Origin of the sequence: Sorangium sp. So ce834 (assembly GCF_051521425.1) — a bacterium.
Lineage (GTDB): Bacteria > Myxococcota_A > Polyangia > Polyangiales > Polyangiaceae > Sorangium > Sorangium cellulosum_D.
In genome coordinates, this window is record NZ_CP150351.1 from 2523927 (window position 1) to 2550665 (window position 26739).

24 protein-coding genes and 1 pseudogene are annotated in these 26739 nt (G+C 71.4%); 13 read left to right on the top strand and 12 right to left on the bottom strand.

What is annotated here, in order from left to right; genetic code table 11:
* The first annotated feature begins 85 nt into the window (after positions 1-85).
* The 4 genes from WMF20_RS08960 (at position 86) to speB (ending at position 5090) form a co-directional block, all read left to right on the top strand.
* The gene (locus WMF20_RS08960) at positions 86-781 is read left to right on the top strand and encodes a hypothetical protein (RefSeq protein ID WP_437612401.1); all 696 of its coding nucleotides are present in this window, start codon (positions 86-88) and stop codon (positions 779-781) included.
* A 79-nt stretch (positions 782-860) separates the two neighbouring features.
* Positions 861-1580 (top strand): hypothetical protein, encoded by a 720-nt coding sequence (locus WMF20_RS08965; protein WP_437612403.1) that lies wholly within the window; start codon positions 861-863, stop codon positions 1578-1580.
* A gap of 287 nt (positions 1581-1867) precedes the next feature.
* Positions 1868-3979, top strand: coding sequence for a substrate-binding domain-containing protein (locus WMF20_RS08970; protein ID WP_437612405.1), 2112 nt, complete (start codon positions 1868-1870; stop codon positions 3977-3979).
* A gap of 112 nt (positions 3980-4091) precedes the next feature.
* A complete protein-coding gene (gene speB / locus WMF20_RS08975; RefSeq protein ID WP_437612407.1) occupies positions 4092-5090 on the top strand; it encodes an agmatinase in 999 nt (332 codons plus the stop codon).
* 308 nt (positions 5091-5398) lie between these two features.
* Here speB and WMF20_RS08980 read toward each other — a convergent pair whose 3' ends face one another.
* The 3 genes from WMF20_RS08980 to nrfH all read right to left on the bottom strand — a co-directional run bounded on the left by WMF20_RS08980 (position 5399) and on the right by nrfH (position 8827).
* Entirely contained in the window at positions 5399-6667 is a 1269-nt protein-coding gene (locus WMF20_RS08980; protein WP_437612409.1) for a M28 family metallopeptidase, read from the bottom strand.
* Between the two features lie 198 nt (positions 6668-6865).
* Positions 6866-8308 (bottom strand): ammonia-forming cytochrome c nitrite reductase subunit c552, encoded by a 1443-nt coding sequence (locus tag WMF20_RS08985; protein WP_437612411.1) that lies wholly within the window; start codon positions 8306-8308, stop codon positions 6866-6868.
* 30 nt (positions 8309-8338) lie between these two features.
* A complete protein-coding gene (nrfH, locus tag WMF20_RS08990; protein WP_437617094.1) occupies positions 8339-8827 on the bottom strand; it encodes a cytochrome c nitrite reductase small subunit in 489 nt (162 codons plus the stop codon).
* Positions 8828-9143: 316 nt separating this feature from the next.
* Between nrfH and WMF20_RS08995 the strand changes: the two genes are divergently transcribed.
* The 3 genes from WMF20_RS08995 to WMF20_RS09005 are packed head-to-tail and all read left to right on the top strand — an operon-like array spanning position 9144 to position 12424.
* Complete coding sequence (locus WMF20_RS08995) at positions 9144-10031, top strand: phytanoyl-CoA dioxygenase family protein (protein WP_437612413.1); 888 nt, start codon at positions 9144-9146, stop codon at positions 10029-10031.
* Positions 10032-10039: 8 nt separating this feature from the next.
* Positions 10040-11167 (top strand): hypothetical protein, encoded by a 1128-nt coding sequence (locus tag WMF20_RS09000; RefSeq protein ID WP_437612415.1) that lies wholly within the window; start codon positions 10040-10042, stop codon positions 11165-11167.
* 12 nt (positions 11168-11179) lie between these two features.
* Positions 11180-12424: an MFS transporter gene (locus tag WMF20_RS09005; protein WP_437612417.1), complete on the top strand. Its 1245-nt coding sequence runs from the start codon at positions 11180-11182 to the stop codon at positions 12422-12424.
* Positions 12425-12509: 85 nt separating this feature from the next.
* Here WMF20_RS09005 and WMF20_RS09010 read toward each other — a convergent pair whose 3' ends face one another.
* Complete coding sequence (locus tag WMF20_RS09010; protein ID WP_437612419.1) at positions 12510-13505, bottom strand: zinc-dependent alcohol dehydrogenase family protein; 996 nt, start codon at positions 13503-13505, stop codon at positions 12510-12512.
* A 615-nt stretch (positions 13506-14120) separates the two neighbouring features.
* Here WMF20_RS09010 and WMF20_RS09015 point away from each other — a divergent pair.
* Together WMF20_RS09015 and WMF20_RS09020 are read left to right on the top strand one after the other, a co-directional pair.
* Complete coding sequence (locus WMF20_RS09015; protein ID WP_437612421.1) at positions 14121-15317, top strand: glycosyl hydrolase family 18 protein; 1197 nt, start codon at positions 14121-14123, stop codon at positions 15315-15317.
* 468 nt (positions 15318-15785) lie between these two features.
* A complete protein-coding gene (locus tag WMF20_RS09020) occupies positions 15786-16928 on the top strand; it encodes a cytochrome P450 (protein ID WP_437612423.1) in 1143 nt (380 codons plus the stop codon).
* A 154-nt stretch (positions 16929-17082) separates the two neighbouring features.
* Here WMF20_RS09020 and WMF20_RS09025 read toward each other — a convergent pair whose 3' ends face one another.
* Positions 17083-18066 carry a cellulose binding domain-containing protein gene (locus tag WMF20_RS09025; protein ID WP_437617095.1) on the bottom strand — a complete coding sequence of 328 codons (984 nt, stop codon included), beginning with the start codon at positions 18064-18066 and terminating at the stop codon, positions 17083-17085.
* Between WMF20_RS09025 and WMF20_RS09030 the strand changes: the two genes are divergently transcribed.
* The 3 genes and pseudogenes from WMF20_RS09030 (at position 17978) to WMF20_RS09040 (ending at position 19465) form a co-directional block, all read left to right on the top strand.
* Entirely contained in the window at positions 17978-18193 is a 216-nt protein-coding gene (locus tag WMF20_RS09030) for a hypothetical protein (protein WP_437617271.1), read from the top strand. The genes WMF20_RS09025 and WMF20_RS09030 overlap by 89 nt on opposite strands.
* A gap of 733 nt (positions 18194-18926) precedes the next feature.
* Positions 18927-19040 (top strand): annotated as a pseudogene (locus WMF20_RS09035) (hypothetical protein); the annotation flags it as partial.
* 29 nt (positions 19041-19069) lie between these two features.
* Positions 19070-19465, top strand: a complete 396-nt coding sequence (locus WMF20_RS09040) for a GFA family protein (RefSeq protein ID WP_437612425.1) — start codon at positions 19070-19072, stop codon at positions 19463-19465.
* Between the two features lie 63 nt (positions 19466-19528).
* Here the strand turns inward: WMF20_RS09040 and WMF20_RS09045 are convergent, their stop codons facing one another.
* The 7 genes from WMF20_RS09045 to WMF20_RS09075 form a co-directional block, all read right to left on the bottom strand.
* On the bottom strand, positions 19529-20692 hold the full coding sequence (locus WMF20_RS09045) for a peptide-N-glycosidase F-related protein (protein WP_437612427.1): 1164 nt from the start codon (positions 20690-20692) through the stop codon (positions 19529-19531).
* A 173-nt stretch (positions 20693-20865) separates the two neighbouring features.
* Positions 20866-21963, bottom strand: a complete 1098-nt coding sequence (locus WMF20_RS09050) for an alpha/beta hydrolase (RefSeq protein ID WP_437612429.1) — start codon at positions 21961-21963, stop codon at positions 20866-20868.
* A 143-nt stretch (positions 21964-22106) separates the two neighbouring features.
* Entirely contained in the window at positions 22107-22760 is a 654-nt protein-coding gene (locus WMF20_RS09055) for a YIP1 family protein (protein WP_437612431.1), read from the bottom strand.
* Complete coding sequence (locus tag WMF20_RS09060; protein ID WP_061621987.1) at positions 22760-23125, bottom strand: DUF2089 domain-containing protein; 366 nt, start codon at positions 23123-23125, stop codon at positions 22760-22762. Before WMF20_RS09060 ends, WMF20_RS09055 begins: the two co-directional genes overlap by 1 nt.
* A gap of 175 nt (positions 23126-23300) precedes the next feature.
* Complete coding sequence (locus WMF20_RS09065; protein WP_437612433.1) at positions 23301-24350, bottom strand: polysaccharide lyase; 1050 nt, start codon at positions 24348-24350, stop codon at positions 23301-23303.
* Positions 24351-24564: 214 nt separating this feature from the next.
* On the bottom strand, positions 24565-25446 hold the full coding sequence (locus WMF20_RS09070; RefSeq protein ID WP_437612435.1) for a galactose mutarotase: 882 nt from the start codon (positions 25444-25446) through the stop codon (positions 24565-24567).
* Between the two features lie 22 nt (positions 25447-25468).
* Positions 25469-25753 carry a hypothetical protein gene (locus tag WMF20_RS09075; protein WP_129573971.1) on the bottom strand — a complete coding sequence of 95 codons (285 nt, stop codon included), beginning with the start codon at positions 25751-25753 and terminating at the stop codon, positions 25469-25471.
* 268 nt (positions 25754-26021) lie between these two features.
* Between WMF20_RS09075 and WMF20_RS09080 the strand changes: the two genes are divergently transcribed.
* A complete protein-coding gene (locus tag WMF20_RS09080) occupies positions 26022-26726 on the top strand; it encodes a Uma2 family endonuclease (RefSeq protein WP_437612437.1) in 705 nt (234 codons plus the stop codon).
* The last annotated feature ends 13 nt before the right edge of the window (positions 26727-26739 follow it).

Genomic DNA, 26739 nt, shown 5'->3' on the forward strand with positions numbered 1-26739 from the left:
AGGGTCCACGACGCCCGCGAAACGCAGCGGGGGGCGCGCTGGCACGGCGGTTGTACAGGACACCGTTCGACAGGATGGTGGCCTGATGCGCTGGCTCGCGGTTCTTCTCGTTGCTTGCGTCGCCGGGTGCGGGGTGAACCCGATCCCGGAGCCGCCCTCCGCGCCTGCGCTCGCCGGGGACGTGGTCGGCGCGATCTGCGACGAGTGCGACGGCGCGCCGATGGATGTCACCGGCGGGCCCGGGAGCGTGAAGGGCGCGGATCTCGTCTGGGCGGTGAACCTCGACGGGACCGGGGCGCCCGTGGTCGCGCCGGTCGAGGAGGACGGGAGCTTCGCGCTCCAGATCGACGCCTTCCGCGGGCACGAGCTGCGCCTCCAGGCGCGGCGCGGCGCGGCCCGCTCCGCGCCGGCGGATCTCGTCGCCCGGAGCGGCGTCCTCGAGCCCGCGCCCCGCCCGCTCGCCGACTGCTTCCGGGTCGAGCCGGAGCTCGCCTTGCCCGAGACCGCCGTCGGCGCCGCGTCCACCCGCACCCTCCCGCTCGTGCACACCTGCGCCGCGCCGCTCGCGATCGACGCGATCGCCCTGCGCGCGCCGGCGCCCGGGTACCTCCTCGAGGGGGCGACGGCGCCGGTGGTCCTCGAGGCCGGGGACGTGGCCGACCTCCGCGTGGTGCTCCAGCCGGTCGAGGACGAGCCGCGCGAGGAGGTCCTGCTGATCGAGGTGTCTTCACCGGAGGTCTCCCGGAGGGCGGTGACGCTCTTCGTCAGCGGCGCTCCCTGAGCCGGCTTGAACGCTCATCTCCTCCCGGGGGCCCGAGGCGGGCCTCGAAGGGGAGGTGCATCTCCACGGATCAACCCTCTTGAAGAAAGATACGGAGACGAACATGCGAGCCTATGCCTTGTTGTTTCTTGCGGCCTCTTCGATCGTCGGACAGCTCGGGTGCGGCCCCTCGTCCGGCGGCGGCCCCTCGCCCGGCGGCGGCGGGAGCTGCCCTGATCCGGGGGATCCCGGCGTCCGTTATGTCTCTCACGATCCCGAGGAGTGCACGCTCATCGACTTCGCCTGCTCGCCGCCGGAGGAGTACTTCGGCGGCGAGTGCGGGTGCGGCTGCGTCGGCCCCGGGCCGCAGGCCTGCCCGGACCCGAGCGATCCGGGCGTCCGTTATGTCTCTCACGATCCGGTGGAGTGCACGCTCATCGACTTCGCCTGCTCGCCGCCGGAGGAGTACTTCGGCGGCGAGTGCGGGTGCGGCTGCATCGACCCCGGGCCGCAGGCGTGCCCGGACCCGAGCGATCCGGGCGTCCGCTACGTGTCGGATGACATCGAGCAGTGCCACCTCATCGACTTCATCTGCGCGGAGGGACAGACGCTCTTTTACAACGACTGCGGGTGCGGCTGCATCAGCCCCGAGCCGGTCGTCTGTCCGGAGCCGGGCACCACGAACGTCGTCTATGTCTCTCACGATCCGGAAGAATGCATGCTCCTCGACTTCGCGTGCTCGCCGCCGGAGAGGCTCTTCACCAACGCGTGCGGGTGCGGCTGCATCGGCCCGGAGCTCCCTGTCGGCCACGCCCGCTGAGGCGTGAGAGCACACCCCGCCACGACGAGCTCCTCCGCTCGGTCTCGCGCCCTGCGTAGGGCTCCCTACAAACAATGAGCCTCGGCCGGCCTGCGCCCCCGCGTCGCGCTGGAGCCTCGGTGATATCGACCGCCCTGGTATGGCCGTCCACGATGTTCTACATGCGCGCACGGAGGAGGACTGCGCCGGATCGAGCGGTCCCGGTCGCCGGCGCCGAAGTTACCCAGTCGTTTCGTCGAGGTCGGTGATACGCTCGCCCGCTGGACGCGGGGGAGGACACGACCGGGATGAGCACGAGGCCTGTCGACCAGCGCACACGGAACGTGATCGGGGTCGCGTCGGTCTTCATCGACAACTCCTTCAACGCCATGGTGTTCGCTGGCATGCACCGCGCGGCGCGGGAGCGCGGCTACGAGCTCCTCATGATCTACGGGCCTCCTCGGACGGTCCTGGCGCGCGGGCTGGGCCTCGAGCGGGTGGTCGGCTGGATCGCGATGTACACCATCGACGGCCTGGAGGAGCTGCTCTCCGACGGGAAGCCGGCCGTCATCTTCTGCGCGCCCCCGCTCGGCCCGCGGTACCCGATCGTCCGGGCGGAGAACCGCGAGTCGATTCACCGGCTCGTCGATCACCTCGTCGGCCTCGGCCATCGCCGGATCGCCTACGTCGGCAAATCGACATCGGACGACTTCGTCGAGCGCGGCAAGGCGTTCGATGAGGCGATGAGGGCGCGCGGGCTCCCGGCGGACCTCAACCTGCTCTCCGAGTTCGACGAGTGCACGATGTTCTACACCGAGCGCCGATTGCAGGAGTTTCTCGACCGCGACGGCAAATTCTGCTCCGCGATCGTGGCGGGGAACGACGAGATGGCGATGGGCGCCATCCACGCGATCCAGGCGCACGGCTACCGCGTGCCCGAGGACATCGCGGTGGTGGGGTTCGACGACATCAGCGTCGCCCAGCACTGCGATCCGCCGCTCACCACGATGCGGCAGGACCCCGCCCTCCTCGGGAGGATCGCCGTCGAGCGGCTCGTCGACCTCATCCACGGCATCCCGCCGCCAGAGCCCGTGACCCGCGGCTCGGCCGAGCTGGTGGTGCGGCGCTCGTGCGGCAGCGGCGCGTGGGGCGCCGCGCCGCCCGCGCCGGAGCTCGACGCGGCGGGCGGCGACTGGCAGCGCGGGCTGTCCCGGCAGCTGAGCCGCCTGATCGAGGGGTCGGCGCCGTCGCCGCGCCCCCTGGTCTGGCCCGAGGCCGAGGTGATCGCGCGCGGCCTCGGCGCGGCGCTCGCCGGGGCGGAGCTCCCGGACGTGGCGACGCTCGAGCGCGCGTTCGCCCCGGCGTTCGCGCACAGCGGCAGGATCGAGGTCCTCCTCGCGGCGGTGATGCTGGTCGAGGAGGCCGCCGCGCGGCAGCTCGCCGGCGCGCCGGATCCGGACGCGGCGCGGCGAGCGCAGGCCTTCCTCGGCCGCGTGCGCCTCGCGCAGCAGCGCGCCGTCGTGGCGTCGGAGCGGAGCAGCGTGCAGAGCCTCAAGCGGCTGCTCCGCGCCAACATGGAGATGAGCAGGCTCCTCGCCTCGAAGCTCGTGCGGGCCGACGAGCGCCTCGTGTGGCTGCGGCAGACCTCCGTGCGCGTCGGGTGCCTCGCGCTCTGGGCCGACGAGCCGGGCCCGGGCGGGCGAGAGGTCGTCATCGACGGCGTGCACGCCAGCGATCCGGGCGTGGCCGCGCTCGTGGGGCGCCGGGTCCCGGCCGGCCTGTTTCCGCCGCCCGAGCTGCTCGACGCCGCGCAGTCCGACGAGGCGGGCGGTTATTGCGTGATGGCCCCGATCGCGACCGCGCAGCGCGACTGGGGCACGCTGGTGCTCGGCGGGCTGCACACGGAGGGCTTCGCGGACTACGTCCAGCCGCTGGCCATGTGGGTGTCGCTCCTCGTCGCGACGTTCGAGCGGCAAGAGATCGAGAGCGCGCTGCAGGCGGAGCGCGACATGCTGGCCGCCGCCTACGAGCGCGAGCGCGCGCTCGCGAGCACGGTGCGGGAGCTCGGCTGTCCCGTCATCCCCCTCTTGCCCGGGGTGCTGCTGATCTCGCTGATCGGCGCCATCGACGCGGCGAGGGCGCAGCAGATCCTCGAGGCCGTGCTCTCGGGCGTCGCGCGAGAGCGCGCGCGGTGGGTGCTGCTCGACCTGACCGGCGTGCCGCTCGTCGACGAGACGACCGCGGCGGCCCTGGTGCAGACGGCGCAGGCGACACGGCTGCTCGGAGCCCGCGTGAGCCTCGTCGGCGTGGGGCCCACGATGGCGCAGCGCATGGTCAGCCTCGGGATCGAGCTGCGCGGCATCGCCATCTTCCAGTCGCTCGCCGCCGCGATCCGCCAGCTGACCCGGGCGGGCGGGTGACCGGGCGGGCGGGGCCGTGCTGCCGGGCGTCGCCGGCGAAGATGCCGTGTTTTGCCGCGCGGCGCATGGTATCTCTCGGCGACGGTTCATCGGGGGGTGAGAGCGGGTCGAGATGGGGAATAGCGTGCGCGGCGATCATGCATTCACGGCCGAGAGCCTCGTCGGCGCGTCGTTCGAGCTGACCTACGCGGGCGCGCTGTCGTTCCTGCGCCGGAAGTACTCGCGCGATCTGACGGGCGTGGACGTCGCGGTGACGGGGCTGCCGCTCGACACGGCGACGACGAACCGGCCCGGCGCGCGCTTCGGCCCGCGGGCCGTGCGGGAGGCGTCGGCCCTGCTCTCGTTCGAAGGCCGCCCTTACGGCTGCGCGGTCAGCCCGCTCGATCAGCTGGCGATCGTCGACTACGGCGACTGCCAGTGGGATTTCGGCAGGCCGCTCGAGGTGCCTGCCGCGATCGAGGCGCACATCGCGGGCATCCTCCGCGGCGGGGCCGCGCCGCTGTCGATCGGCGGCGATCACTTCGTCACGCTGCCGGCGCTGCGGGCGGTCGCCAAGCAGCACGGCACGCTCTCGCTGATCCACTTCGACGCCCACTCGGACACGTGGAGCGTCGGCGACGACGAGGGGAGGATCGATCACGGCACGATGTTCCTCCACGCCGCGCGGGAAGGCATCGTCGATCCGGCCCGCTCGGTGCAGATCGGGATCCGCACCTTCAATGCGGACTCGCACGGATTCCAGATCCTCGACGCACCCTGGGTGCACCGGAACGGCGCCGCGGCCGTGGCCCAGCGCGTCCTGGAGCTGGTCGAGGGGCGCAAGGTCTATGTCACGTTCGACGTGGACTGCCTGGATCCCAGCTTCGCGCCGGGCACCGGCACGCCCGTCTGCGGTGGGCTCAGCACCGCGACCGCCATCGAGATCCTGCGCGGGATAGCGGGCGTGGACATCGTCGGCGCGGACGTCGTCGAGGTCGCGCCCGCCTACGACACGGCGGGGATCACCGCGCTGGCCGGGGCGACGATCGCCTACGAGCACCTCGCCCTCTACGCGAGCCGGCCGGGCGCCCCCGCGGCGCGCGCCCGCGCCGACGCGTCACGCGCCCGGTAGCGCCGCCGTGGTCGCGCCCTCTCCGGGAGCGCCGAGCTGCCAGGTTTGCAAACGCCGATCTCAGGATTGAAAGACAGCGAGCGCCGTCCGCGAGCAGGATCCCGCGAAACGCGCATGGACGGACCTGGCCCGCATCCTGCTAGTGTGGACAGAGCAGAGCGCCTGTGACGGCTTCCCCCCCCGCCGTCGAGCAGGCGCTCTGTTTTTTTGCCCTGCCGGACGATGGCAGGTGATCGAGCAGGAAGGCGGGGAGGTGGGCGGAACGAGCGACGACCTGCGGTCGCTCGCCCGCCGCGCGGCGGCTCGCGTCACTCGATCAGGAGATCGGCGGCGGCGAGCGCGACGGCCTGGGTCAGCCGCCGCATGTAGTCCCAGTTGAGCCGATCTACCGTGTCGCAGCGCGCGTGGTAGCAGGGGTTGCCGTCGTCGCCGAAGAAGTTCTGCGACACGGCCACGGAAGGCGTGCCGTAGCGCCAGAACGCCGCGTGATCGCTGCGGTTCGTGCACGCGTCCACCCGGGTCAGGCGGAGCTCGCCGCGCGCGGCGGCCGCCTCGACCAGGGCGGCGAGCTCGGACGACGTGTTCTCGTTGCAGTGGATGACGTGATAGCGCCCGTCGTCGTTGGAGTCGTATCCGGTCATCTCGAGATCCAGGACGCCGACCACCTTTTCGAGCTGCCCGTTCCGGTCGAGCATGCTCGCGTAGGCCTTCGAGCCGAGGAGGCCGGTCTCTTCTTGATCGAAGGCGACGACGCGGAGGCCGATGCTCAGGCGCGCGTCCTTGAGCGCGCGGGCGATGGCGAGCGACGACACGACGCCGGAGCCGTCGTCGTCGGCGCCCGCGTTGCTGACCGAGTCGTAGTGGGCCGAGAGGATGAGGACGCGCGACGGATCGGCCCCGGGCTTGTCCGCCGTCACGTTGACGCCCTGGCTCCAGCCGCTTCGATAGGGGTGCTCTTGCACGGTGAACCCCAGCGCCTCGTACTGCTGGCGCAGCCAGGCGCGGGCCAGGGATCGCCCGTTCTCGGAGCCGCGCTCGCGGAGGGTGACCGTCCGGCCGCCGAGGGTCACGGGCACGGCGCCGGAGAGCTCTTTGAGGCGCGCCTTTAGGAACTCGGCGTCGATGCGGACGTCGGCGGCGTCGCCCTCGAACGCCGCGCGCCTCCCGGCCGGCGCGGGGGCCCCCTGTCGGCCGCGCGCGCCCGACAGCACCACTTCGGTCTCCGCGATCGGCTCGGTGTGGTAGCGGTGCGAGCCGAGCCAGTCATGGGGCTCCAGGCCAGCGGGGGCGGCGACAACGGCGATCCCGCCGACGCGCGCGCGTTCGCCCGGGAGGGGCGCGGCGGGCAAGGGCCCTTCGACGAGGTGCAGCGACGTATCGTGATCTTGCGTCAGCGGGGCGCTCTGCCAGGCGCCGGGGGCGGCGGCGCGGGTCACGACGACCTGGCCAGTCTCTGTCGCGAGCCGGTTCAGGAACGTGCTGACGGTGTCCTTCTCCACGTGCGAGACGTGGATCGTCTCCGCTGCCGGCGCGCCCGGATCTCCGGACGCGCACGACACCGAGATCAGCGCAAACACAGCACATCCAGCGGCGGCGCTCGAACGGTCGCGACGTGTTGCCATGGCGTCTTCCCCTTTCGCGGCCACCCTACGGATCTCATCCGAAAGTTCCAAGAACTATCTCGCGATGAGACCCTCATTTGAATCGAGTCGAGTCAAATGCATGGAGGGACACAGGATCGCTCCGCCAGAGCTGCGGAGTCACGGCCCAGCTCGTCAGTTCGCAGGGGGCTCGACGAGGCCGCTCGGCGGATGGGGACCGTCGCGCAGCGCGAGCTGACCGCGGCGGCAGGTGTCGATGGCCGACGCCAGGATCCGCATCGCCTCCTGGGGCGCGTGGAACCCGGACGAGTTCTCGGCCTCGGCGAAGTCGACGAAGAACTGGCACTTCCGCTGCGCCGCGCGCGCCTCCGCGAGCGCCTCGTCCGTCGCGCCCGCCTCCTTGGCGCGGCGGATGTCGCCGATCAGCGCGGTCACGGCGTCCATCGCGCGATCGCGCGTCTCGGCGTGGCGCCCCTGGATCGTCTCCACGCGCTGCCGGAGCTCGTCCTCGGGCCACTTGTGGCACGTCTGGCACGCCCGGTTGATGTTGAGGAGCGGGCTCTGGATGTGGTGATCGCTGACCTTCGCCGCCCCCACCCGCTGGTACGGCATGTGGCAGTCCGCGCAGGCGACGCCGGAGCGGGCGTGCACCCCCTGATTCCACATCTCGAACTCCGGGTGCTGCGCCTTCAGCACCTTCGCGCCCGACTCCGCGTGCGTCCAGTCCGCGTGGCCCGTCTCCTCGTAATAGGCGTAGATCTCGTCGACCTTGATGCCCTTCGCCCACGGGTACACGAGGCGCTTCTCCGGACCCTTGAAGTAATACTCCACGTGGCACTGGCCGCAGACGTACGAGCGCATCTCCTGGCGCGTGGCCATCGTGTTGACGTCGTAGTCCTTCTCGCCCATCGACGCCTTGAGCGCGCGGATGCCCTCGAGGAACCCGGGCCGCGTCACCCGGAGCTGCATCGACTCCGGGTCGTGGCAGTCGATGCAGGACACCGGGTGCGTCACGAGCTTGCGCGCCTCGGGGAACGGCATCTGGTTCATCGCCTCCCACCCGCGCATGAGGTCGCCGCCGCCGAGCTTCTTGTACGGCACGTACACGGACGCGTGGCAATGGATGCAGGTGCCCGGCTGCTTCGTCGCGATCTGCCGCTCCGTGTATACCTGGTCCTCGAGCATGTAAGCGTGCCCGCGCTCCTCGCGGAAGTCCCGCGCGAAGGCGTATCCGGCCCACATCGTCTTCAGCCGCCCGTCCTCCTCGAGCTTCGACTGCGCGACGACGCTGCGCGGATCGGCCTCGGTCGGCGTGCGCGGCACCGCCTCGCTCCCGCCGTAGCGCGTCCGCTTCTGGTCGACGGTGCGCCGGTAGCCGTCGTACTGGATGGGGAAGTTCTTCCCCCAGACCGCGGGGTCGTCTATCGTGTCGTCAAGCTCGACGACGCGATAGAACGGGTTCTTCGCCTCCTGCTTGTGCTCGAAGATGTTCACGAGCAGCGCCGCGATCCCCGCGGTCGCGGCCGCCGCCGCGACCGCGATGAGCGGCAGGTAGCGCCGGAGCGCCGGCTCCTTCGGGCGCTCGGTCGTGGATCCTTCGTCCTTGGGCTCCGTCATCGTCTCCATCCCTCGAGCGGCGGGCGCGCCTCAGTGCAGGTGGCCCACCGATTCATGGCAGCGCACGCACGAGAGCCGGGGCGCGCCGCGGTGCTCGCTGTCGATCGCATGCACGACGTCGCCGTGACACCCGCGACACGCCTCCTCCGTGATGCGCAGATTGCCGGGCTTGATCCGGATCGGGTCCGGGAAGCGGCCCGTGGTGAAGGCGAAGGAGTGCCAGAACCCGTTCGACGCCTTCGTGGCGTATTTGCCCAGGAACGTGTGGGGCGCATGACAGTCGTTGCATCCCGCCACAGCGCGGTGGCTGGAGCGCTGCCACCCATCGAACTGCTCGTTCATGATGTGGCAGTTGGCGCACGCCGACGGATCGTTCTGCAGGTACGAGGCGCCCTTCGCGTAGAGGAACGTGTAGCCGCCGAGCCCGACGGCCGCGCCGAGCGCGACGCAAAGCGCGAGCGGCAAGCCCCATGAGAGGAGGCCGCGCGCGCGGCGCGCGCTCCCGCGGACGGGCGCCATCGGCGGTTCACCGCGCTGTTGCTCCTCGGCCACGGGCCCCGGCGGATCGCTCATCGGTCGCGACGCCGGTTTGCAAGGCAGGTGCCACCGCGCCGCAGGGCGGTGATCGACAGGCCCGGTGGCAGCCCACCGGCGCGGCGGGCGACGCACGGACTCGACATGACGGCTGGCCGCGGCCCCGGGATCGGCTCGGCGAGGCGGCACCGCGTGTGACGAACCTGCAAGCCGTGCGCCGAGGCGCAGATTCCGCGCCGGCGTGGGACGGCTGTTCCCGCCGCGGCCCGGCTGCGCTAGGGACCCGCGAAGGAGACGCCCCGTGCACACCTTGCGCGACCCGCAGCCCGCCGTCGCCCCGCGCGAGCCGCAGCCCGCCGCCGGACTCCCTCCGGCGAACCGCCGACTCCGCCTCCCGGACTTCACGCTCGGCGGCGCGCTCACGGCCGAGCAGCGAGACTTCCTCGACGCCCACGGGTTCATCCGCTTCCGGGGCTTCGCCGGCCGCGACGCGGTGCGCTCGCTCGTCGAGGAGGTGGAGGCCATCGATCGCCGGCTCGTCGGGGAGGGGAGGACGCACATCAACGGCGTCCCGCTGATCCTCGGCACGAGGAAGGACGGGTCGCGCTACATCCAGCGCATGGTGTTCGCGTCGCTCTTCGGCGAGCGCCTGCGCGCGTTCCTGCGCGATCCTCGCTTCGGCGCCATCCTCGATGTGGCCGGGCCCGGCTACCGGATCGCCGAGCGGGAGCGCGACGGGCTCGTGATCAACCATTATCGCCGCGAGGAGGGCTCGACGTACCAGCGCCTCGGCTGGCACACGGACAGCCTGCGCGACGTGTTCTATCTCGAGCGGCCGCGCCGTTACCTCAACGTCGGCTTCTACCTCGACGACTCCCCCCTCTCGAAGGGCGGCGTGCGGCTGATCCCCTCGTCGCACCGCCAGGGCCTCTTCCAGATGATCACCCGCAAGGCGTATTTCCTCGACCACCGGCCCGACCCGGACGAGTACGCGCTCGAGGCGGAGGCGGGAGACCTCACGATCCACGACGGCCGGATCTGGCACCGCGTCGCGCAGGCCACGGCCACGGGCGACGCGAGCCAGCGGCGGGTGATGTACCTGCCGCTCATGTGCGGCCCGCTCAAGGAGAAGCACGAGAACAGCCCCACGCCGCTGTATTTCCGGTTGAAGCGGCTCGCGGGGTACTGAGCGCCTCGATGTCGATCGCGATCGAGGAGGCGAACAGCGCCGCGGATCTCGCCGACGTCCTCGATCTGCCGCTGCGCCTGCACGCGGCGGATCCGGGCTACGTGCCGCCCCTCCGCCCGCTCGTCCTCCGTCGGCTCGACCCCGAGAACCCCTTCTTCCGCGAGGCGAGCCTCCGCCTGTTCCGGGCGCGGCGCGGGCGCGAGACGGTCGGGAGCATCTCGCTCCTCGTCGACGGGCGCCACGACCGCCACAGCGGCGAGCGCACGGCGTTCTTCGGCTTCTTCGAGTGCGAGCGCGATCCCGAGGTGGCGCGGGCGCTCTTCGGCGCGGTGCGCGAGCGCGCGCGGGCGCTCGGCGCGACGTCGCTGCGGGGCCCGCGCAACGTGACGCGGGTGGAGGACATCGGGCTGCTCGTCGAGGGGTACGGCTCCCGGCCGCCGATGCTCGCCGGCCATCACCCGCCGTATTACCGCGAGCTCGTCGAGGCCGAGGGGTTCTCGAAGCGCTACGACATGCTCGCCTACGACACCCCGCTCTTCGACGCCGCGGGGGGCCGCCGGGAGCTCCCCGAGCCCCTGCGCCGGAAGGCCGCGGCGGCGAGCATCGCTGGCCTCGAGGTGCGCCGCGCGGCGGTCCATCGCATCTCGCGCGACATGGAGATCGTCCACGCGGTCTTCACCGAGGCGTACCGCGGCGTGCCGGAGGTCGTCCCCATGTCGCGCGCCGAGTTCGTGAACCTGGGGCGCGCGTTCGCGCTGGTCTCGAACCCGCGCCTCTTGCAGATCGCGACCGTGCGCGGCGCGCCCGCGGCGTTCGCGGTGTGCCTCCCCGACCTGAACGAGGCGCTCGCGGCGGCGCGCGGGCGGCTCCTGCCGCTCGGGTGGGCGCGCGCCGCCTGGGCGCTCCGCCGCGTCCGGACGGCGAGCTTCAAGCTGATCGGCGTGGTGCCGGCGTTCCGGTCGACGGGCCTGTACGCGCTCCTCGTGCAGCACGTGGTGGACGGCCTGCGGGCGGCCGGGTACGAGCGGCTCGAGGCCTCGTTGATCCACGAGGACAACGCGCCGATGCGGCACATCGTGGAATCGGCCGGGTGCTCCGTCTACCGGCGCTACCGCGTCTACGAGGGCCCGCTCTGAGGGAGAGGTGATATGACGACAGCTGCCCCGCAACGGAACACGCCGTTCACGCCCTACCAGCGGCGGCTGTTCTGGTTCCTCAGCGTGGCCTCGTTCTTCGAGGGCTACGACTACCTGGCGCTCACGCAGATCTTGCCGAACATCGGCGCGGAGATGGGCCTCGCGGCCCGCCACGAGGGGCTGCTCGTCGGGTTCATCAACGCGGGGACGATGATCGCGTACCTGCTCGTGCGCAAGGCGGACGAGTGGGGCCGGCGGCGGGTGCTCACGATCACGATCCTGGGCTACACGCTCTTCTCGGTGCTCACGGGGTTTGCGCCGAACGTCTATGTCTTTGCGGTCTTCCAGCTCCTCGCGCGCATCTTCCTCCTCGGCGAGTGGGCGGTCAGCATGGTGTACGCGGCCGAGGAGTACCCGAGCGACCGGCGCGGGATGGTGATCGGCGTCATCCAGGCGTTCTCGAGCCTGGGCTCCATCGTGTGCGCCGGGGTGGTGCCGCTGCTCCTCTCGACCTCGTACGGCTGGCGCAGCGTCTATTTCGTCGGCGGCATCCCGCTCCTCGTCATGGCGGTGGCCCGGCGCGGGCTGCGCGAGACCGCGCGGTTCGAGCAGGCGGCCGCCGCGCGGGAGGCGGAGGGCGCGCAGCCGTTCATGCGCATCTGGCGCTCGCCCTACCGCGGGCGGATGCTGCAGCTCGCCCTCATCTGGGGGCTGACGTACGTTTGCACGCAGAACGCGGTGACGTTCTGGAAGACGTTCGCGCTCCGGGAGCGCGGGTTCACCGACGCCGAGGTGGGCGCCAGCATCACCTTCGCCGCGCTGGTCTCGATGCCGCTCATCTTCGCGTCGGGCAAGCTGCTCGACGTGATGGGCCGGCGCGCGGGCGCGGTGATCATCTATCTGCTGGCGGCGGTCGGCGTGCTCGGCGCTTACTCCCTGGGCTCGCGCGCCGGGCTCACGGTCGCGCTTGTCTTCGCCATCTTCGGCGCGAGCGGCGTGCTCCCCGTGCTCAACGCGTACAACGCCGAGCTCTTCCCGACGCACCTCCGGGGCGACGCGCTCGCCTGGTCCAACAACCTGCTCGGCCGGATCGGCTACATCCTCTCTCCGGTCGGCGTGGGCGTCGCCGCAGAGCGGATGGGCTGGGGACCGGCCGTGTCCGCGACGGCGGTCTTCCCGGTGCTCGCGCTGGCGCTCATCCTGTGGCTCCTGCCCGAGACGCGCGGCAAGGAGCTCGAGGAGACGGCGCGGGTGTAGCCGCGGCCGCGGGCGCCCCTCTCCGCGCCTTCCTCCGCCGGAGGGCGCCCCGAGCTCCGCGCCGGGCGCGGCCGCCGTCCTGCGTTCACGACGGCACGAGCACCGCCGCCCCGGAGAAGCGGCCGTTCCGCAGGTCGTCGAGCGCGGCGTTGGCCGCCTCCAGCGGGTACACGTTCACCTCGGTCCGCAGCGGCACCCGCGGCGCGAGCGCGAGGAACTCCTCGCCATCCTTGCGCGTCAGGTTCGCCACCGAGCGCAGCACCCGCTCGCCCCACAGGATCGAATACGGGAAGGAGGGGATATCGCTCATGTGGATTCCTCCGCAGACGACGGTGCCGCCCTTGCGCACCGCGCGCAGCGCGGCCGGGACGAGCTCGCCGGCCGGGGCGAAGATCAGCGCCGCGTCGAGCTCCTCGGGCGGCGCCTCGGAGGAGGCGCCCGCCCATTCGGCCCCCATGGCCAGCGCGAACGCCCGCGCCGCGTCGTCGCCCGGCCGGACGAACCCGAAGACGCGCCGCCCCTCGAAGCGGGCCACCTGCGCCACGAGGTGGGCGGCGGCGCCGAAGCCGTAGATCCCGATCCGCTCCGCGTCCCCGGCCATGCGCAGCGTGCGATACCCGATGAGCCCGGCGCAGAGCAGCGGCGCGGCCGAGAGGTCCGGGAGGCCCGCCGGGACAGGGAAGCAGAAGCGCGCGTCCGCGACCGCGAGCTCCGCATAGCCGCCGTCGATCTGGTATCCGGTGAAGCGCGCCAGGTCGCAGAGGTTTTCCCGCCCTGCGCGGCAATGCGCGCACGCGCCGCAGGTCCACCCGAGCCAGGGCACGCCCACGCGCGCGCCGCGCGCGAACCGCGGCGCTCCGCCGGGCGCGGGCACCTCCTCGAGGACCTCGCCGACGATCTGGTGCCCGGGCACGAGCGGCAGCCTTGCGTCGGGCAGCTCGCCGTCGACCACGTGCAGATCGGTGCGGCACACGGCGCACGCGCGCACGCGCAGCAGCACCTGGCCGGGCGCTGGCCGCGGGGCGGGCCGATCCTCCAGCACGAGCGGGCTCTTCGCGGCTTTCAGGACGAGGGCGCGCATGGCTTGCGCAGCAGCTTACGCCTCGACCGAGCATCGCGCGACGGCGCGCCCGCCGAGGCGCGCGGACGGCGCGTGTTTCCGATATTTCCCGGCGGCGTGCGGGGCAGAGGGTCGAGCGAGCTGGCGCGGCCGCGCGCCGCTCCGGGAGCGCGGCGGAACGCGGATGTCCTGTCGGAGCGCGTCCCGAGGCCCGGCGCACGTGGCCGAACGTCGTCGCTGATTTCATCGCAGCAGCAAATGTCACGCCTCGGTACATCTTCAACGCATCCGTAACGACACCACCGCGAGGCGGACGACGGGCCTGTCGGGGGGCGAAGCAAGATTCTGTGAAGGGTTGCTCTCCATGGTGGCATCAAGCTTGGTGAGCTCCGCCAGAAACCGCATCTTCGTCGCGATGCAGGTACGCACGCCGCGCGCCTACCGAAAACGGCATGGCCATGCTGCAGCAGGCAAGGTGACCGCCGGCGATCCTTCCTCTTCTCTTCCGATAAAGGAAAACCCACCATGTTGCTCAATTCCACTGCTGCTGCTTCCAGGCTGTCGCTCCTCCTTGTGGCCGTCGCCGCAGGCGCGCTCGGATGTCTTGGCCCCGGATCCTCGCAGGATGAGGCCGATGTGGGGCAGGGCGAATCTGCCGCGTGCGCAGGCGCTCCGGCGTGGCAGGAGGGTCAGTGGTACGACGAGGGCGTCATCGTGATTTACGAGGGCCAGGCTTACATCGCCGAGCACGGCAACCCTGGGTACATCCCGACGGTCAGCACGTACTTCTGGGAGCCGTACGCCGGATGCAGCGAGGACCCCGCGCCCGGCGAGGGCTCGTGCGACCATCCGGCATGGCAGGAGGGGCAGTGGTACGACGAGGGCGCGATCGTGATCTACCAGGGAGCGGCCTACATCGCCGAGCACGGGAATCCTGGCTATATCCCGACGGTCAGCACGTACTTCTGGGAGCCGTACGCCGGCTGCGCCGTCACCCCGGATCCCATCCCCGGCGCGGGCGGTGCGCTCCCTGAAAAGGTCGTCGCCGGTTACTACCCCAACTGGACGCCGTCGCCCATCCGCATCCGGGACATCAACAGCCAGTACAACGTGATCTATCTCTTCGCCGCGCTGCCGGTGGGAGGGTCGCCCGGCACGACGGGCGCCGTCACCTGGACGCCGCCGGGCGATGGCCGGGGAGCGGCGACGAACCTCAACGCAGACATCCAGTACGCGCGGACCACCCAGGGGCGCAAGATCCTCCTCACCGTGGGGGGCGCCGGGAATGGCATGAGCTTCCCGACCCGCGAAAAGTCGCAGGCGTTCGTCGACAGCGTGGTCGACATCTACAACAGCCTGGGTGGGTTCGACGGCATCGACTGGAACACGTTCGAGGCCAACCAGGCCCCCGACACCTCCGAGATGATCTGGATCAGCCTGGAGCTGAAGCGGCGCTTCCCGGGCTTCATCATCACCGCGCCACCGGCGCCCTGGAAGGACGTCGACAAGACGTTCTGCGAGGCCATGGTGAAGGCCGGCGCCATGGACTACGCGGCCCCGCAGTACTACGACGGACCGGACCTGGACCAGCAGGAGTACATCGTGGACAGCGTGAACGAGTGGGTCTCGCGGCTCGGTGCGCGGCACGTCGTCGTGGGATTCGGGATCTCGGACGAGACGAACTACATGTCGATCGACGAGGCGATCCCCACGTGGAACGAGCTCGAGAGCAATCACCCGACGCTCCGCGGGGCGTTCGACTGGCAGATTCATCTCGATGAGAGCTACGGGTGGCCGTTCGCCGACGGCATCGGCCCTCTCGTCCACGAGTGAGCGGGGCGTCGCGCCGCCCCGCCCAACCTGCCCCGCCCCCAGCCTGCGCTCCGCGCCACCCGGGTCGCCCCCCGGCGCCGGCAACCTGGGTCGACGCTGCTGCGCCCGAGCGGTGCGCCGAGCCAGGGCGCGCCGACCGCATCACGAGCGGCGCTGGGCTTCCTCACAGCGACATACATGGACTCCCGTCATGCTGCCGCGACGCGGGGTTGAAGACCCCCGCCGCCTCGTCGGCGTGCGCACGCTCGAATGAGCTATTGCGCGCATGACGTATTTTATGGAAAATATGTGGTGTACCGTAGTATCGAGGCCTACGAGCTTGGTCGCGGTGGGGGGAGGACCATCGACCCGCTAGCAGTCCAGGGCGTGCCTCGCTGGACCGGCGAACCGGAGGCAGCCGCGATGAGTCCCCTTATTGATGTGTTGGCGCCAGATCTGCGTGCGAATCCGCATCCCCATTATGCCGAGATGCGGCGAACGAGCCCGGTTTGCCAGGTCGATCCCGGCGGCATGTGGGCGGTGACCCGGTACGAGGACGTGCTCTTCGTGATGAAGAACCCGGGGCTCTTCTCCTCCGAGGGCTTCAAGGTGGCGTGGCAGCCTCCCTGGGTGGGCTACAACCCGTTCGCCAACTCGATGCTCGCCATGGACCCGCCGGCGCACACGCGGCTGCGCGGCTTGATCCACCGCGCGTTCGGGGCTGCCACCGTGGCGCGGATCGAGCCGCGCCTCCGCGCCGTCGCGTCGGAGCTCACGAACCGGCTCGTGGAGGAGGCCGATTTCGTCGAGGCCTTCGCGCACCCGCTGCCGGCCTTTGCGATCGGCGAGATCCTCGGCCTCGATCACGCGCTTCATGGCAAGTTCAAGCGCTGGGCCGACGACATCGTGGCGATCACGCCCGAGCTCCCGAGCCCCGAGGACGCCCAGCGCGTGCGGACGACCCTCGCGGAGCTGACCGGGTACCTGATGGAGGTCATCGCGAAGCGGCGCCGCGCGCCGGTCGAGGATACGGTGAGCGATCTCGTCCGTGCCGAGCTCGACGGGCAGCGGTTGACGGACGCCGAGATCGTCGAGTTCCTGGTCACTCTCCTGATCGGCGGGCTGGAGACCACGACGCATCTCCTCAGCAATTCGCTGCTGTTCCTCGCGGACCACCCGGACATGATGGATCGGCTGCACGCCGAGCCCGGCCTGATCTCCCTCTTCGTCGAGGAGATGCTCCGCTACGACGGCCCGGTCCAGACGCTCCCCCGGATCGCCACCGCGGACGTCGTGCTCTCCGGGGTGACGGTGCCGCGCGGCGCGCTGGTGCTCCCGATCGTGGCCTCGGCCAACCGGGACGAGGCGCGGTTCAAGGATCCGGATCGGTTCGACCTGCACCGTGGCTCGCAGGGAGGTCTCCAATTCGGGCACGGCGTCCACTTCTGCATCGGCGCGGCGCTGGCCCGCATGGAGGCGCGGGTGGCGCTGGAGGCGGTGATCGCGCGCTTCGAGCGGGTCGAGCGCGTTCCTGGCGAGCTTCGCTACAACCGCACGCTGACGGTCCGCGGCCCGATCACGTTGCCGCTCCGGTTCATCCCCGGTCGGCGGACGGGCCCGCAGGTGAGCTAGGCCGGCGGGCGGCGCGGGCAGCGGCAACCAGACCCAGGTTGAGGTGGGGGGCGCCGACCCGGGTTGAGCCGGCGCCGACCCAGGTTGAGCCGGCGCCGACCCAGGTTGGGAGAGCGGCGGGGGGCGCTGCGGGCTCTCCTCGGCCGAGCAGAGCTCAGCGGTCGGGGGCGCCCGCGCAGATCCAGTCGTTGATCGTCTTGAGATCGGCCTCGGGCAGCGACGAGCCGGGGGGCATGCTGCTCTCGTCTGGGTCGCACAGGTCGACGTCCTTCAGCTTGTTCATCAGGTAGCTGCTGCTCGGCATGAACGGCACGACGAGCGCCTTTTCGCTGGAGCACGAGCCGGCGTCCTGATTGACCAGCGCGCCGACCGCCGTGCTCGCGCGGAGGTCGAGCCGGCCGGCCGGCGAGGTGGGATTGCCGTGACAGAACTGGTTCGCGCAGCTCTTCTCCAGGATGGGCGCCACATCGGCGAAGGCCGCGGTGTCCGGGCCGCACGCCGGATCCAGCGGCGGCGCGCCGCCGGCGCCCGCGGTGGTGGAGCCGCCGCCAGCGCCGCCCTCGCCGCCGCCGCCCGTGGTTGTGGAGCCGCCACCCTCGCCGCCGGTGCCCGCGGTGGTCGTGGTGGTGGAGCCGCCGCCCTCGCCGCCGGTGCCCGCGGTGGTCGTGGTGGTGGAGCCGCCGCCCTCGCCGCCGGTGCCCGCGGTGGTCGTGGTGGTGGAGCCGCCGCCCTCGCCGCCGGTGCCCGCGGTGGTCGTGGTGGTGGAGCCGCCGCCCTCACCGCCCTCGCCGCCGCTGCCGCCGACCCCCGCGCCGCCGCCCGACCCAACGCTGCTGCTCACGGACGTGCTCGTGGTGACGTCCGGGCCTCCGCTGCCGTCGACCGCTACGAGCGTGGGCCTGCCGGTGCCGCTCCCGCAGAACCCCCACATGGTCGAGGCGCCCGGAGCCAGCCCCCCGTTGTAGGACTCGTTGACGGCCCTCAGCTGCCCGTCCGACGGCGTGATGCGCGTGTTCCATGCGTGGTTCAACGTCGAGCCGTTGAGCCCGATGACCATCCCCCAGGACGTCGTCGCGCTGCTGCCCGTGTTCCTGATCGTCACGCTCGCGCAGTATCCGCTCTTCCAGTCCGACGGCACGGTGAGCTCCGCCGTCATCGTGCCATCCGAGCTCACGAGCGCGGAGCCCAACGTACCGCTGTTCTCATCGCTGTGCGAGCCAGCGCCGCAGGCGATCAGGCTGCATGCGAACGAAGCGGAGATGTAGCCAAGTAAGCGATTCATGCGCATTAAGGTTCTCCATGTCAGATCGGCAAATTCACGGGGTTCTGCTCAAGATGAATAAGTGAATCAGAAGACGCCCGCGAGCTCCGCCGTTTTCTGGTTCGAGTTCGTCATTCCCTGTCAGCGATCTCTTGATCACGGATGTGCTCGCCGGTTTATCCCCGGTCGCGACGGCATTGTAGTCGTCGGCGCGCATCACGCACACGGAATCTCTGCCGATGATGGGGTTCAAACATCAATTGAGATCGGAACAGCTCAGGCACGCTCCTTTGCAATTGCAAGCATCGCGCCGGACCGCCCGCCGCCGACTCCCACCCTGCGGCGGCCTCCGCTCAGGCACGCTCTTTTGCAATTGCAAGCATCGCGCCGGATCTCTCTCTCCGCCGATACCCGCCCTGTGCCGGGCTCCGCAAAAGCCGCCCGCGCACCGCGATCGCCGGGCCGAACCGCCGATGCGGGAGCCGCGCGGCGCGACGGCAGCCGTGGCGCGACGGGCCGGGCCACGGCGACCAGCAGAGCCCGCCGATCGCGGGCGCCTACCCCAGGCTGCCCGTGGTACAGAAAAAGAACAGCGCTCGTGCGATCGGAGTCGATCGGAAGGCGCGCCGGACAACCATGGACTGGACAACCCACGATCCACCAACACAGCCAGAGCCGGAGGTCTCATGACGTACGCATGTCTCGTACATTTCGCACCTGAAGCGCTGCGCTCGTCGAGCGACGAAGCGCTGCACGGCGCCTTCGTCGCCGCGGCCGAGCAGCGGCCGCGCGACGGGCTGCCGCATCACCCGCGGGCCTGGTTGGTCGGGGCCGGCCGGCTCTCGGCCCTGGCGCAGCGATCGACAGGCGTGGAGGAGCCATGCTGACGGGCAGCTGCTATTGCGGCCTAGTGCGCTTCGAGGTCGACGATGCGTTCGACTACGCCTTCTATTGTCATTGCTCGAGGTGCCGGCGGCGCACCGGCGCCGCCTGCTCCGCCGTCGGCGGGATCGCGCTCGACAAGGTCCGCATCTCCGCGGGCCGTGAGCACCTCTTGAAGGTCGACGAGTCCGAGGAGGGGTATCGCGGGCTCTGCGATCGATGCTTCTCGCCGCTGTACGACACGGTCCGCGGGAACACGTTCGCTCACGTGCAGCTCGGCGCGCTCTCCGAGGCGCCGGAGCGACGGCCGGATCATCACATCTACGTCGGCTCGAAGGCGGCGTGGCATCCGATCACCGACGGCCTCCCCCAGTTCGAGGAGCTGCCGCCGTAGCGCGGCGGAGCGCGCGAGGGGCCCGCGCGAGGGGCGCGACGCGCGCGGCCGCTCGCGGCGCCGCTACCCGCCGAACGCGAAGTACGTCGCCGAGACCCTCCATACGCCGCCCTCCGCGACCGTCGAGATCTCCCACGCCAGCGTGTGTTGCCCGGGCACCCGCAGCGCGTCCGCGTCCCACGTGAACGGCGGCGACTCGCTCCCTGGGCACCAGTTCGCCCGCGGCGCCCGCACGCTCTCGAGCGCTCCGCACGGGTTCTCCAGGCAGTAATCGAACCCGCCGTCCTCCGGCCCGTAGTGCGCGATCGTGCAGAGCGCCGCGCAGTCGGTCCGCCACGGCCTGATGCGGGCAAGCTCGCTCCCGTCCACGAAGAGGGTGTGTATCCTCCTGCAGAACTCCTCGGCCGGCCCGATGCACCCCGACCCGGACTCGCCGCCGCCGTGGCCGGTGATCCGGTACTCCACGCGCGAGCTCACCGTCCCCTCCGGCACCTCCACGGCGAGCGGCCCCGGCCCGTCCGCGGTCGTCTGCGACCCGTTGAACAGCGGGACCACCGCCAGCACCTTCCTCGGCGCCGGCCCGGGCACCGCCTCGACCACGGCGCTCACGTTCCACCCGCCGTTCGAGCCGCTCACCTGACCGCTCCCGTCGGACCATGTCGGGATCACCACCCTCAGCCGGTGCTGGCCCGCGGGGAGCCCGTTCGCCACGTCCGTGATGTCCACCTCCAGGCGCAGCGGCCCCCCGAACGGCGTGATCGCGCGGACGAGCTCGATGCCGGGCGGATCCACCGCAGGATCGACGGGATCGTCCAGGGAGAGCTCGAAGTTCCGGTCGAACGCGTCGCAATCCGCGGGCCAGCTCTGGCCCTCCGGGGGCGGATTGTCCTCCCACGTCTCGAAGGGATAACACGTGCTCTCCAGCTCCACGACGAGCCTCACGCTCGCGAACGGCCCGTCGCGGAGATCGATGTCCGCGTTCGCCTGCTGGAAGTTCGGCTGACTCGCGTCGCTCGTGATCCGGACCTCCTCGAACGCCGTGATCGTGTAGGCCGGCGCGGGAGAGGGCTCCTGCTCCTCGCCGCCTCGGCCGCCGGCCCCGCCGGCGCCGGGCTGCGCTCCTCCGGGCGCGCGCGCCGCGTCGTCGCTGCAGCCGGAGCCCCCCACGACGACGGCGAAGCCAAGCGCCCCGGCGAGGGCGCGTCGCGTGCAACGTGAACCCGACATGAGATCCTCCGGGTCATGCCTGATGGCGAGATCCCACGGTAGCCTGGGCGAGGCCCGCCGCGGTAGCGTTCTCCTCCTCATGGCCTTCCACGTCGGTCACGTCGTCCCGTGGGTCGAGGACCCGCTCCGCGCGCTCGAATTCAATCCCCGTAGCTGAGCTATCGGGCGCGGCGTCACTCCGCGCGGAGGAACGCCCCGATCTCCTCGAAGACGCGCGGCACCACAGGCAGGCTCGGATCGGTGTACGCCGCTTGCTGCGACGCGCTCGAGAGCGTCGCCTCCTTGAGCGTGTGGCTCATCCCCTCGATCAGGACGAGCTTGGCGTCCGGCCGCGCGCCGGCGAGCCGCTCGGCTTCCTGCACCCCCACCTGGATATCGGCGGTCCCTTGCAGCAGGAGGACCGGCGCCTTCACGGCCGCGAGCTCGACCGCGGGATCGTGCTTCATCCACGAGAGGATGTACGGCTGCACGCTCGGGCGAAACAGGCGCAGGAACAGCTCCGTTTGCGGGACATCCTCGACGAGCTCGCCCGCCTCGAGCCGGCCCAGGATCGCGTACGCCCTCTCGCGATCCTCGTCCGGCAGGCCGGCGAGCTGGTCGCGCAGCACCGCGCCGATGGGCCGGCCCGCGCCGGCGATCGAGACGTAGCCGTCGACCTCGATCGCCTGGGCGGCCAGCATGCCGAGCAGCGAGCCCTCGCTGTGCCCGACCACCGTGACCGTCGCGAACCGCCCGTCGTCGCGGAGCGCCTTCACCCACAGGACCGCGTCGTCGGCGCCCATCTCGAAGCGCATCTCCTGCTCGCCGCGGGGCGCCGCGGAGGCGCTCCCGCCGATGCCGGCCTTGTCGTAGCGGATCGACGCGATGCCCCGGTCCCGGAGGCCCTCCGCGAGGAGCCGGTACGTGTCCGCGGCGACGCCCGCGGCGGCCTGGTTGCCGTCCCGATCGGTCGGCCCGGAGCCGGGGAGGATCGCCACCGCGGGGAACGGCCCGCACCCGGCCGGCACCTCGAGCGTGCCCGCCAGCGTGCCGTAGGCGTTCTCGACGGCAATATCGACGCTGGTCGCCTCCGGACACGCCGGCGGGTTCGGTGTGTCCTGCGCCGGGGGCGGCTCCGTCTCGTCCGGGAGAGCGCCGTCTCCGCCGGCGGACGACTCGCCCTCTCCGGCGCCGCAGCCCACGCCGACGGGCGACCCCGCGAGCGCGACCGCACACGAGAGAACGAACGCGGCGCGGCGCGCCGGGACCAGGTGACTCGAACGCAATGACATGACGATCCTCCGAAGAAGCAGGGGAGATGCCAGCAGCAGGGGAAAACCGAGGCCGCCCGGGCGCACCGGTGCGCCTTCGCGGCCGAGCGAGCGTCGCCGAGCGCGCGCCGCGTGAACCGGCGGCGCGACGCGGACCGATGGATTCAGCCGAGGTGCGCGAGCGCGACCTTCGAGACGATCTCCGAGACGAGCACGAGGCCGATGAGCCCTGCGATCAGCGGGGCGCCCCGCAGACCGGAGGCGTTCTTGAAGCCCTGGGTCAGCAGCGTCAGGAACCACGCGAGGCACAGCGCGGCCAGGACGGCGAGGGCGGCCACCGCGGGCGTGAGCACCGGCCCGCCCGCCGCTGGCGGCGCAGGGGCGAGCAGGCCGAGCACGATCGCCGCGAGCGCGAGCGGCGCGCGCGAGAGCCCGGTCACGCCGAGGAAATCGATGAACCGCACGCGGCACCGCAGGAGCCGCGCGTACGCCCAGAAGAGCAGGGCGGGCAGGGGCCACACGACGACCTGCTCGAGGAGCGCCGTCGTGGTCGGGACGACCTCGGGCGCCGTGTGCAGGTCGAGGAAGCCGTCGAAGCGGACGCCGAGCCGCGTGATGGCGACGCTCAGCGCGGCGACCGCGAGCCCTGCCACGGCCGCGACCTCCCCGCCGAAGCGCTCGAACGGGTTCAGCGCCAGCCGCCATCCTGTCCGGGGGGGCCGCGGCGACATCGTCGCCAGCAGCCGCTCGCCTTCCGCGGGCTCGATCACGCGGTCGCGCACGAGCGCGCGCACCCTCTCGTCGGGCGTGATCTTCATCAGAGTCCCACCTTTCTCAGCGCCTCCTCCGCCTCCTTCGCGGAGAGGCGCCCGTGCTCGAGCGCATCCAGGATCTCGTGCCGGCGCTTCTGAACGCCCTGCTCCAGCGCTTCCAGCCGGCCGATGATCTCGTCGAGCCGGTTGCGCACCGTCGGGTAGCTGATCTGAAGGAGCTGCGACATCGCCTTCAAGCTCCCCGACGAGCGCACGAAGGCGGTCACGAAGGCGAGATCGTCCGGCGATAGCTGGAGCAGCGCCGGGATCTCGAACTGGCCGTCCAGGTTGGTTCCGCAGGCCTGGCAGCCGAGCCGCGTCGCGCGCAGCTCACCGTCACAGCTCGGGCATCGAACGACGAATTTTGCCACAGGACGAAGCTAGTATCGCCCGTGGATCAACAATGTCAATGTTCGGTTCAACAAAATTGATCGTAGAATCAATTTTGTGAGCAGCGGCCGAGCTCATGGCCCGCGCGGCGCCGCTCGTGCCCGGGCCCGGGCGCGGCGCCGCGCGCGCTGGGGCCTCGGCGCCGCTCGCGACGGCTCAGCGCCGCGCGCGCCGCCGCGCGAACGCGAGCGCGACGGCGAGCCCGGCGAGGGCCAGCGGCGTGGGGGCCGCGGGCGAGCCGGCGGCGCGGCAGCTGCAGCCGCCCTCGTCGCCCTCCTCGTCGGCGCCCTCGTCCGCGCCGCCGGTCCCGGCGCCGGTGCCGGTGGTGCCGGCGCCGGAGGTCGCGGCCGAGGACGTCGATGTGACCGAGCCGCTCGTGGTGCCGCCGCCTGCGCCCCCGCTGCCGCTCGTGGCGCCGCCCGCGCCGCCGGCGCCGCCTGCGCCGCCCGCGTTCTCGCCCCCGCCGGTTCCCCCGCCGCCGGCGCCGCCTTCCCCGGAGGAGGGGAGCGCGGGACGCACGTCCTCGAGGGTGTCCCCCTCCACGGCGTCATCGAGGATGATGATGGGGCTGTCCGTGAACTCGGACGGGTTGCGCAGCAGGCCGACCTGCGTGAAGTGCGGGTTGCCGTCGGCGAGCGTCTGCGCCTGGCCGCCGGTGACGACCTGCTCGCCGTCGAACCACACGTCCACGGAGCCCTGGCTCGGGTTCGTCGACCACTTGATGTGCAGCGCGATGCGGTGCCACGCGCCGGGCGTCACCGCGCCGTTCGCCTGCCAGTGCACCTTGTTCGCGGGCTTGCGGGTGGCGAAGCTGATGTTCTGTCCCACGACCTCGAAGGACATCATCTGATTGTAGCTCCCCTCGGACTCCCAGTATCCGATCTGCGTCGGCGGGTCCGCCGCGAGCGCCTCGGGGAGGTAGAAGCTCCAGGCGAAATACGTCTGGGCGCCCTCGGCCGTGCGCGCGGCGGCCGGCTTGTGGTTCAGCTCGACCCGCTTGATGCCGTTGGACCAGCGGGCGTCGTTGGTGAGCTGGATCTTCCCGGAGCGCGTCCCCTGCAGGACAGGCGACGTCACCACCGAGATGTGCTCGCCGTTGAGCGAGGTGTTCCACTGGGACAGGTTGCCCGTCTCGAAGTCTCCGGTCCAGACCGGCGCCGCGGAAGCGCCCGTCGCGACGGTCGCGACCAGCGCGGCGGCGGGCAAGGCGGAAAGCAGGAAGCGCGACCGCCGCCCGAGCAGCGCCCGGCAGCGGATAGATCGGCTACGATGTGCGGTAAGGTGGGTTGCAGAAGTCATGGGCCGGATTCCATGCTGTTTCCAGCCCGCCGTCAACCGCGAAGCAGGCAATCGAGCGCGGCCCTTGCGCTCCTCGCTTCAGCCCTCATGTCACGAGGGCCTGCCTCGCGCGCGCTGCGCCTCAGGCAGAGATTTCGATCCACAGCGCCTGCGTCTCTCGCGACGGCAGGTGGATCAGGCGCTCTCCGGTGTTGAGGGCGTCGCCGGGGCAGGTCCAGGGCTCGAGACACACGAAGTCCTTGCCTTGCAAGGTCCACACGACCCAGTGGGTGAACTCGGGCGAGCCGCGGACGGCGATGCGCGCGGCCCGGGGGCCCTCGATCGAGAGCGCGCTCTCGGTGGAGCCGTGGTCGAGCAGGTGGAGGTCGACCTCGGGCCGGGTCAGGTCGAAGCCGGAGAAGGGCACCTCCTGCTTCGTGGTGTTGTCGAACGCGCGCGTCGCCCGCGTCTCGATCGAGGCCCGGGGCTTGTCGGCCTGGGAGACGGCGAAATACGGGTGGAACCCGAACCCGAAGGGCATCGGCGGCGCGCCCTCGCCGGTCTCGTTGGTCACGCGGATGTCGATTCGGAGCGACCTGCCGCGCAGCGTGTAGGTGAGCTCGGCGCGGAAATCCCAGGGGTACTGCGCGCGCGTCGCCTCGCTCGAGCGCAGGGCGAGCCGCGCGTGAGCGCCGCCGGGCGCGGCGGTGCCGTGATCGTCGAGCGACCAGGGTAGGGTGCGAGCGAAGCCGTGCTGCCGCATCTGGCCCTGCGCGCCCGAGGACGACCAGGCGTCGCCGGCGAGCTTGCCCGGGGAAGGGAAGAGCACGGGGTTGCCGCCGCGCACGTTGGCGCTGCGATCCTCGAAGGTGGCGCGATCGAGGTAGAGCAGCTCGCGCCCGCCGAGGGTCAGCTCGGTCAGGATCCCGCCGCGGGCCGGGGCGAGCACGGCGCGGCTCGAGGCGTCGCCGTCGACGAGCTCCACCGTGGGGATCGTACCTTCGATCTGCTTCACGCTGAACATGACGCCTCCGTTCTCTCCATCATCACCTGCGCAGCCACTCGAGCAACCCGACGAGCAGCGCGAGCGCCGCGATGGGCAGCGCGATCCACCCGAGGACCGTCGCCCAGCCCCGGCGGAGCGAGCGGCCGCCGCGATCCTCGCACGCGAGGCAGATCGCCCAGACCCGCGCGCCGCCCTCGGTGAGCACGCAGCAGTCGCCGCACACGGGCGCATGGCAGCGCGCGCACGGCCCCGCCGCCTCGGCGCCGCAGCGCCCGCAGCGCGCGACGGGCCCGCCGCCGTCGTGGAAGATCAGGCCGCCGGACATGGGGCGCCGCTACCCGGCGGCGAGCGAGCGCTCGCCGAGCGACCGCGAGCACGGGCAGCTGATGGACTCGTCGACGGGCACGGGCGCCTCCTCCGCGGCGATTCTGCAAGCTTTGCGGGCCCGAGACAACAGAGCGCCGCGTTCTCCGAACGACGGCGCGTCGCCGGCGTAAGCCGACGGAAGCCGACGGAAGCCGAGCGCGTCCGCCGTCGAGCCGCCTTCGGCTGCAGCCTTCCGGGAAGCTGGTAAGATCGCGCGGAGGAAGCCCATGCCGTACGCCAGCGAGACCTCGCTCGTCCCGATCGCGCCGCCCGGAGAGGACGAACTCCCCCACGATGACGGTGAGCCCATGGAGAGCGATCGCCACCGCAAGCAGATGCTGCTGCTCATCGAGTCGCTGGATCTCTTCTGGAAGGGTCGCGACGACGTCTACGTCAGCGGCAACATGGCCATCTACTTCAGCGAGCTCCAGACCATGAAGAACGACTTCCGCGGGCCGGACGTCTTCGTGGTGCTCGATACGGTGCGCCGCGACAGGAAGTCCTGGGTCGTGTGGCAGGAGAACGGCAGGACACCGGACCTGGTGATCGAGCTCCTGTCGGAGAGCACGGAGTCGGTCGACCGCGGCGAGAAGATGCGCATCTACGCGAAGGTGCTGCGCGTGCCGGAGTACTTCCTGTTCGATCCGATGAAGAACCTGCTGGAAGGGTACGCGCTCGACGTCGGCTCGCGCGCCTACAGGCCCATGGACTCGAGCGCGGGCGGCGAGCTGGTCAGTCAGCAGCTCGGGCTGCGCCTCGGTGTGCGGGACGGCTCGTACCTGGGAAGCGAAGGGAAATGGCTCCGGTGGCTCGACGCCGAGGGGCGACCGCTCCCCACGGCGGAGGAGCAGGCCCGCGCGGCGGAGGAGCGAGCGCAGGCGCTCGCGGAGAAGCTCGCGGCTTACGAGAAGCGCTTCGGACCGCTCACCTGAAGTCCACGCACGC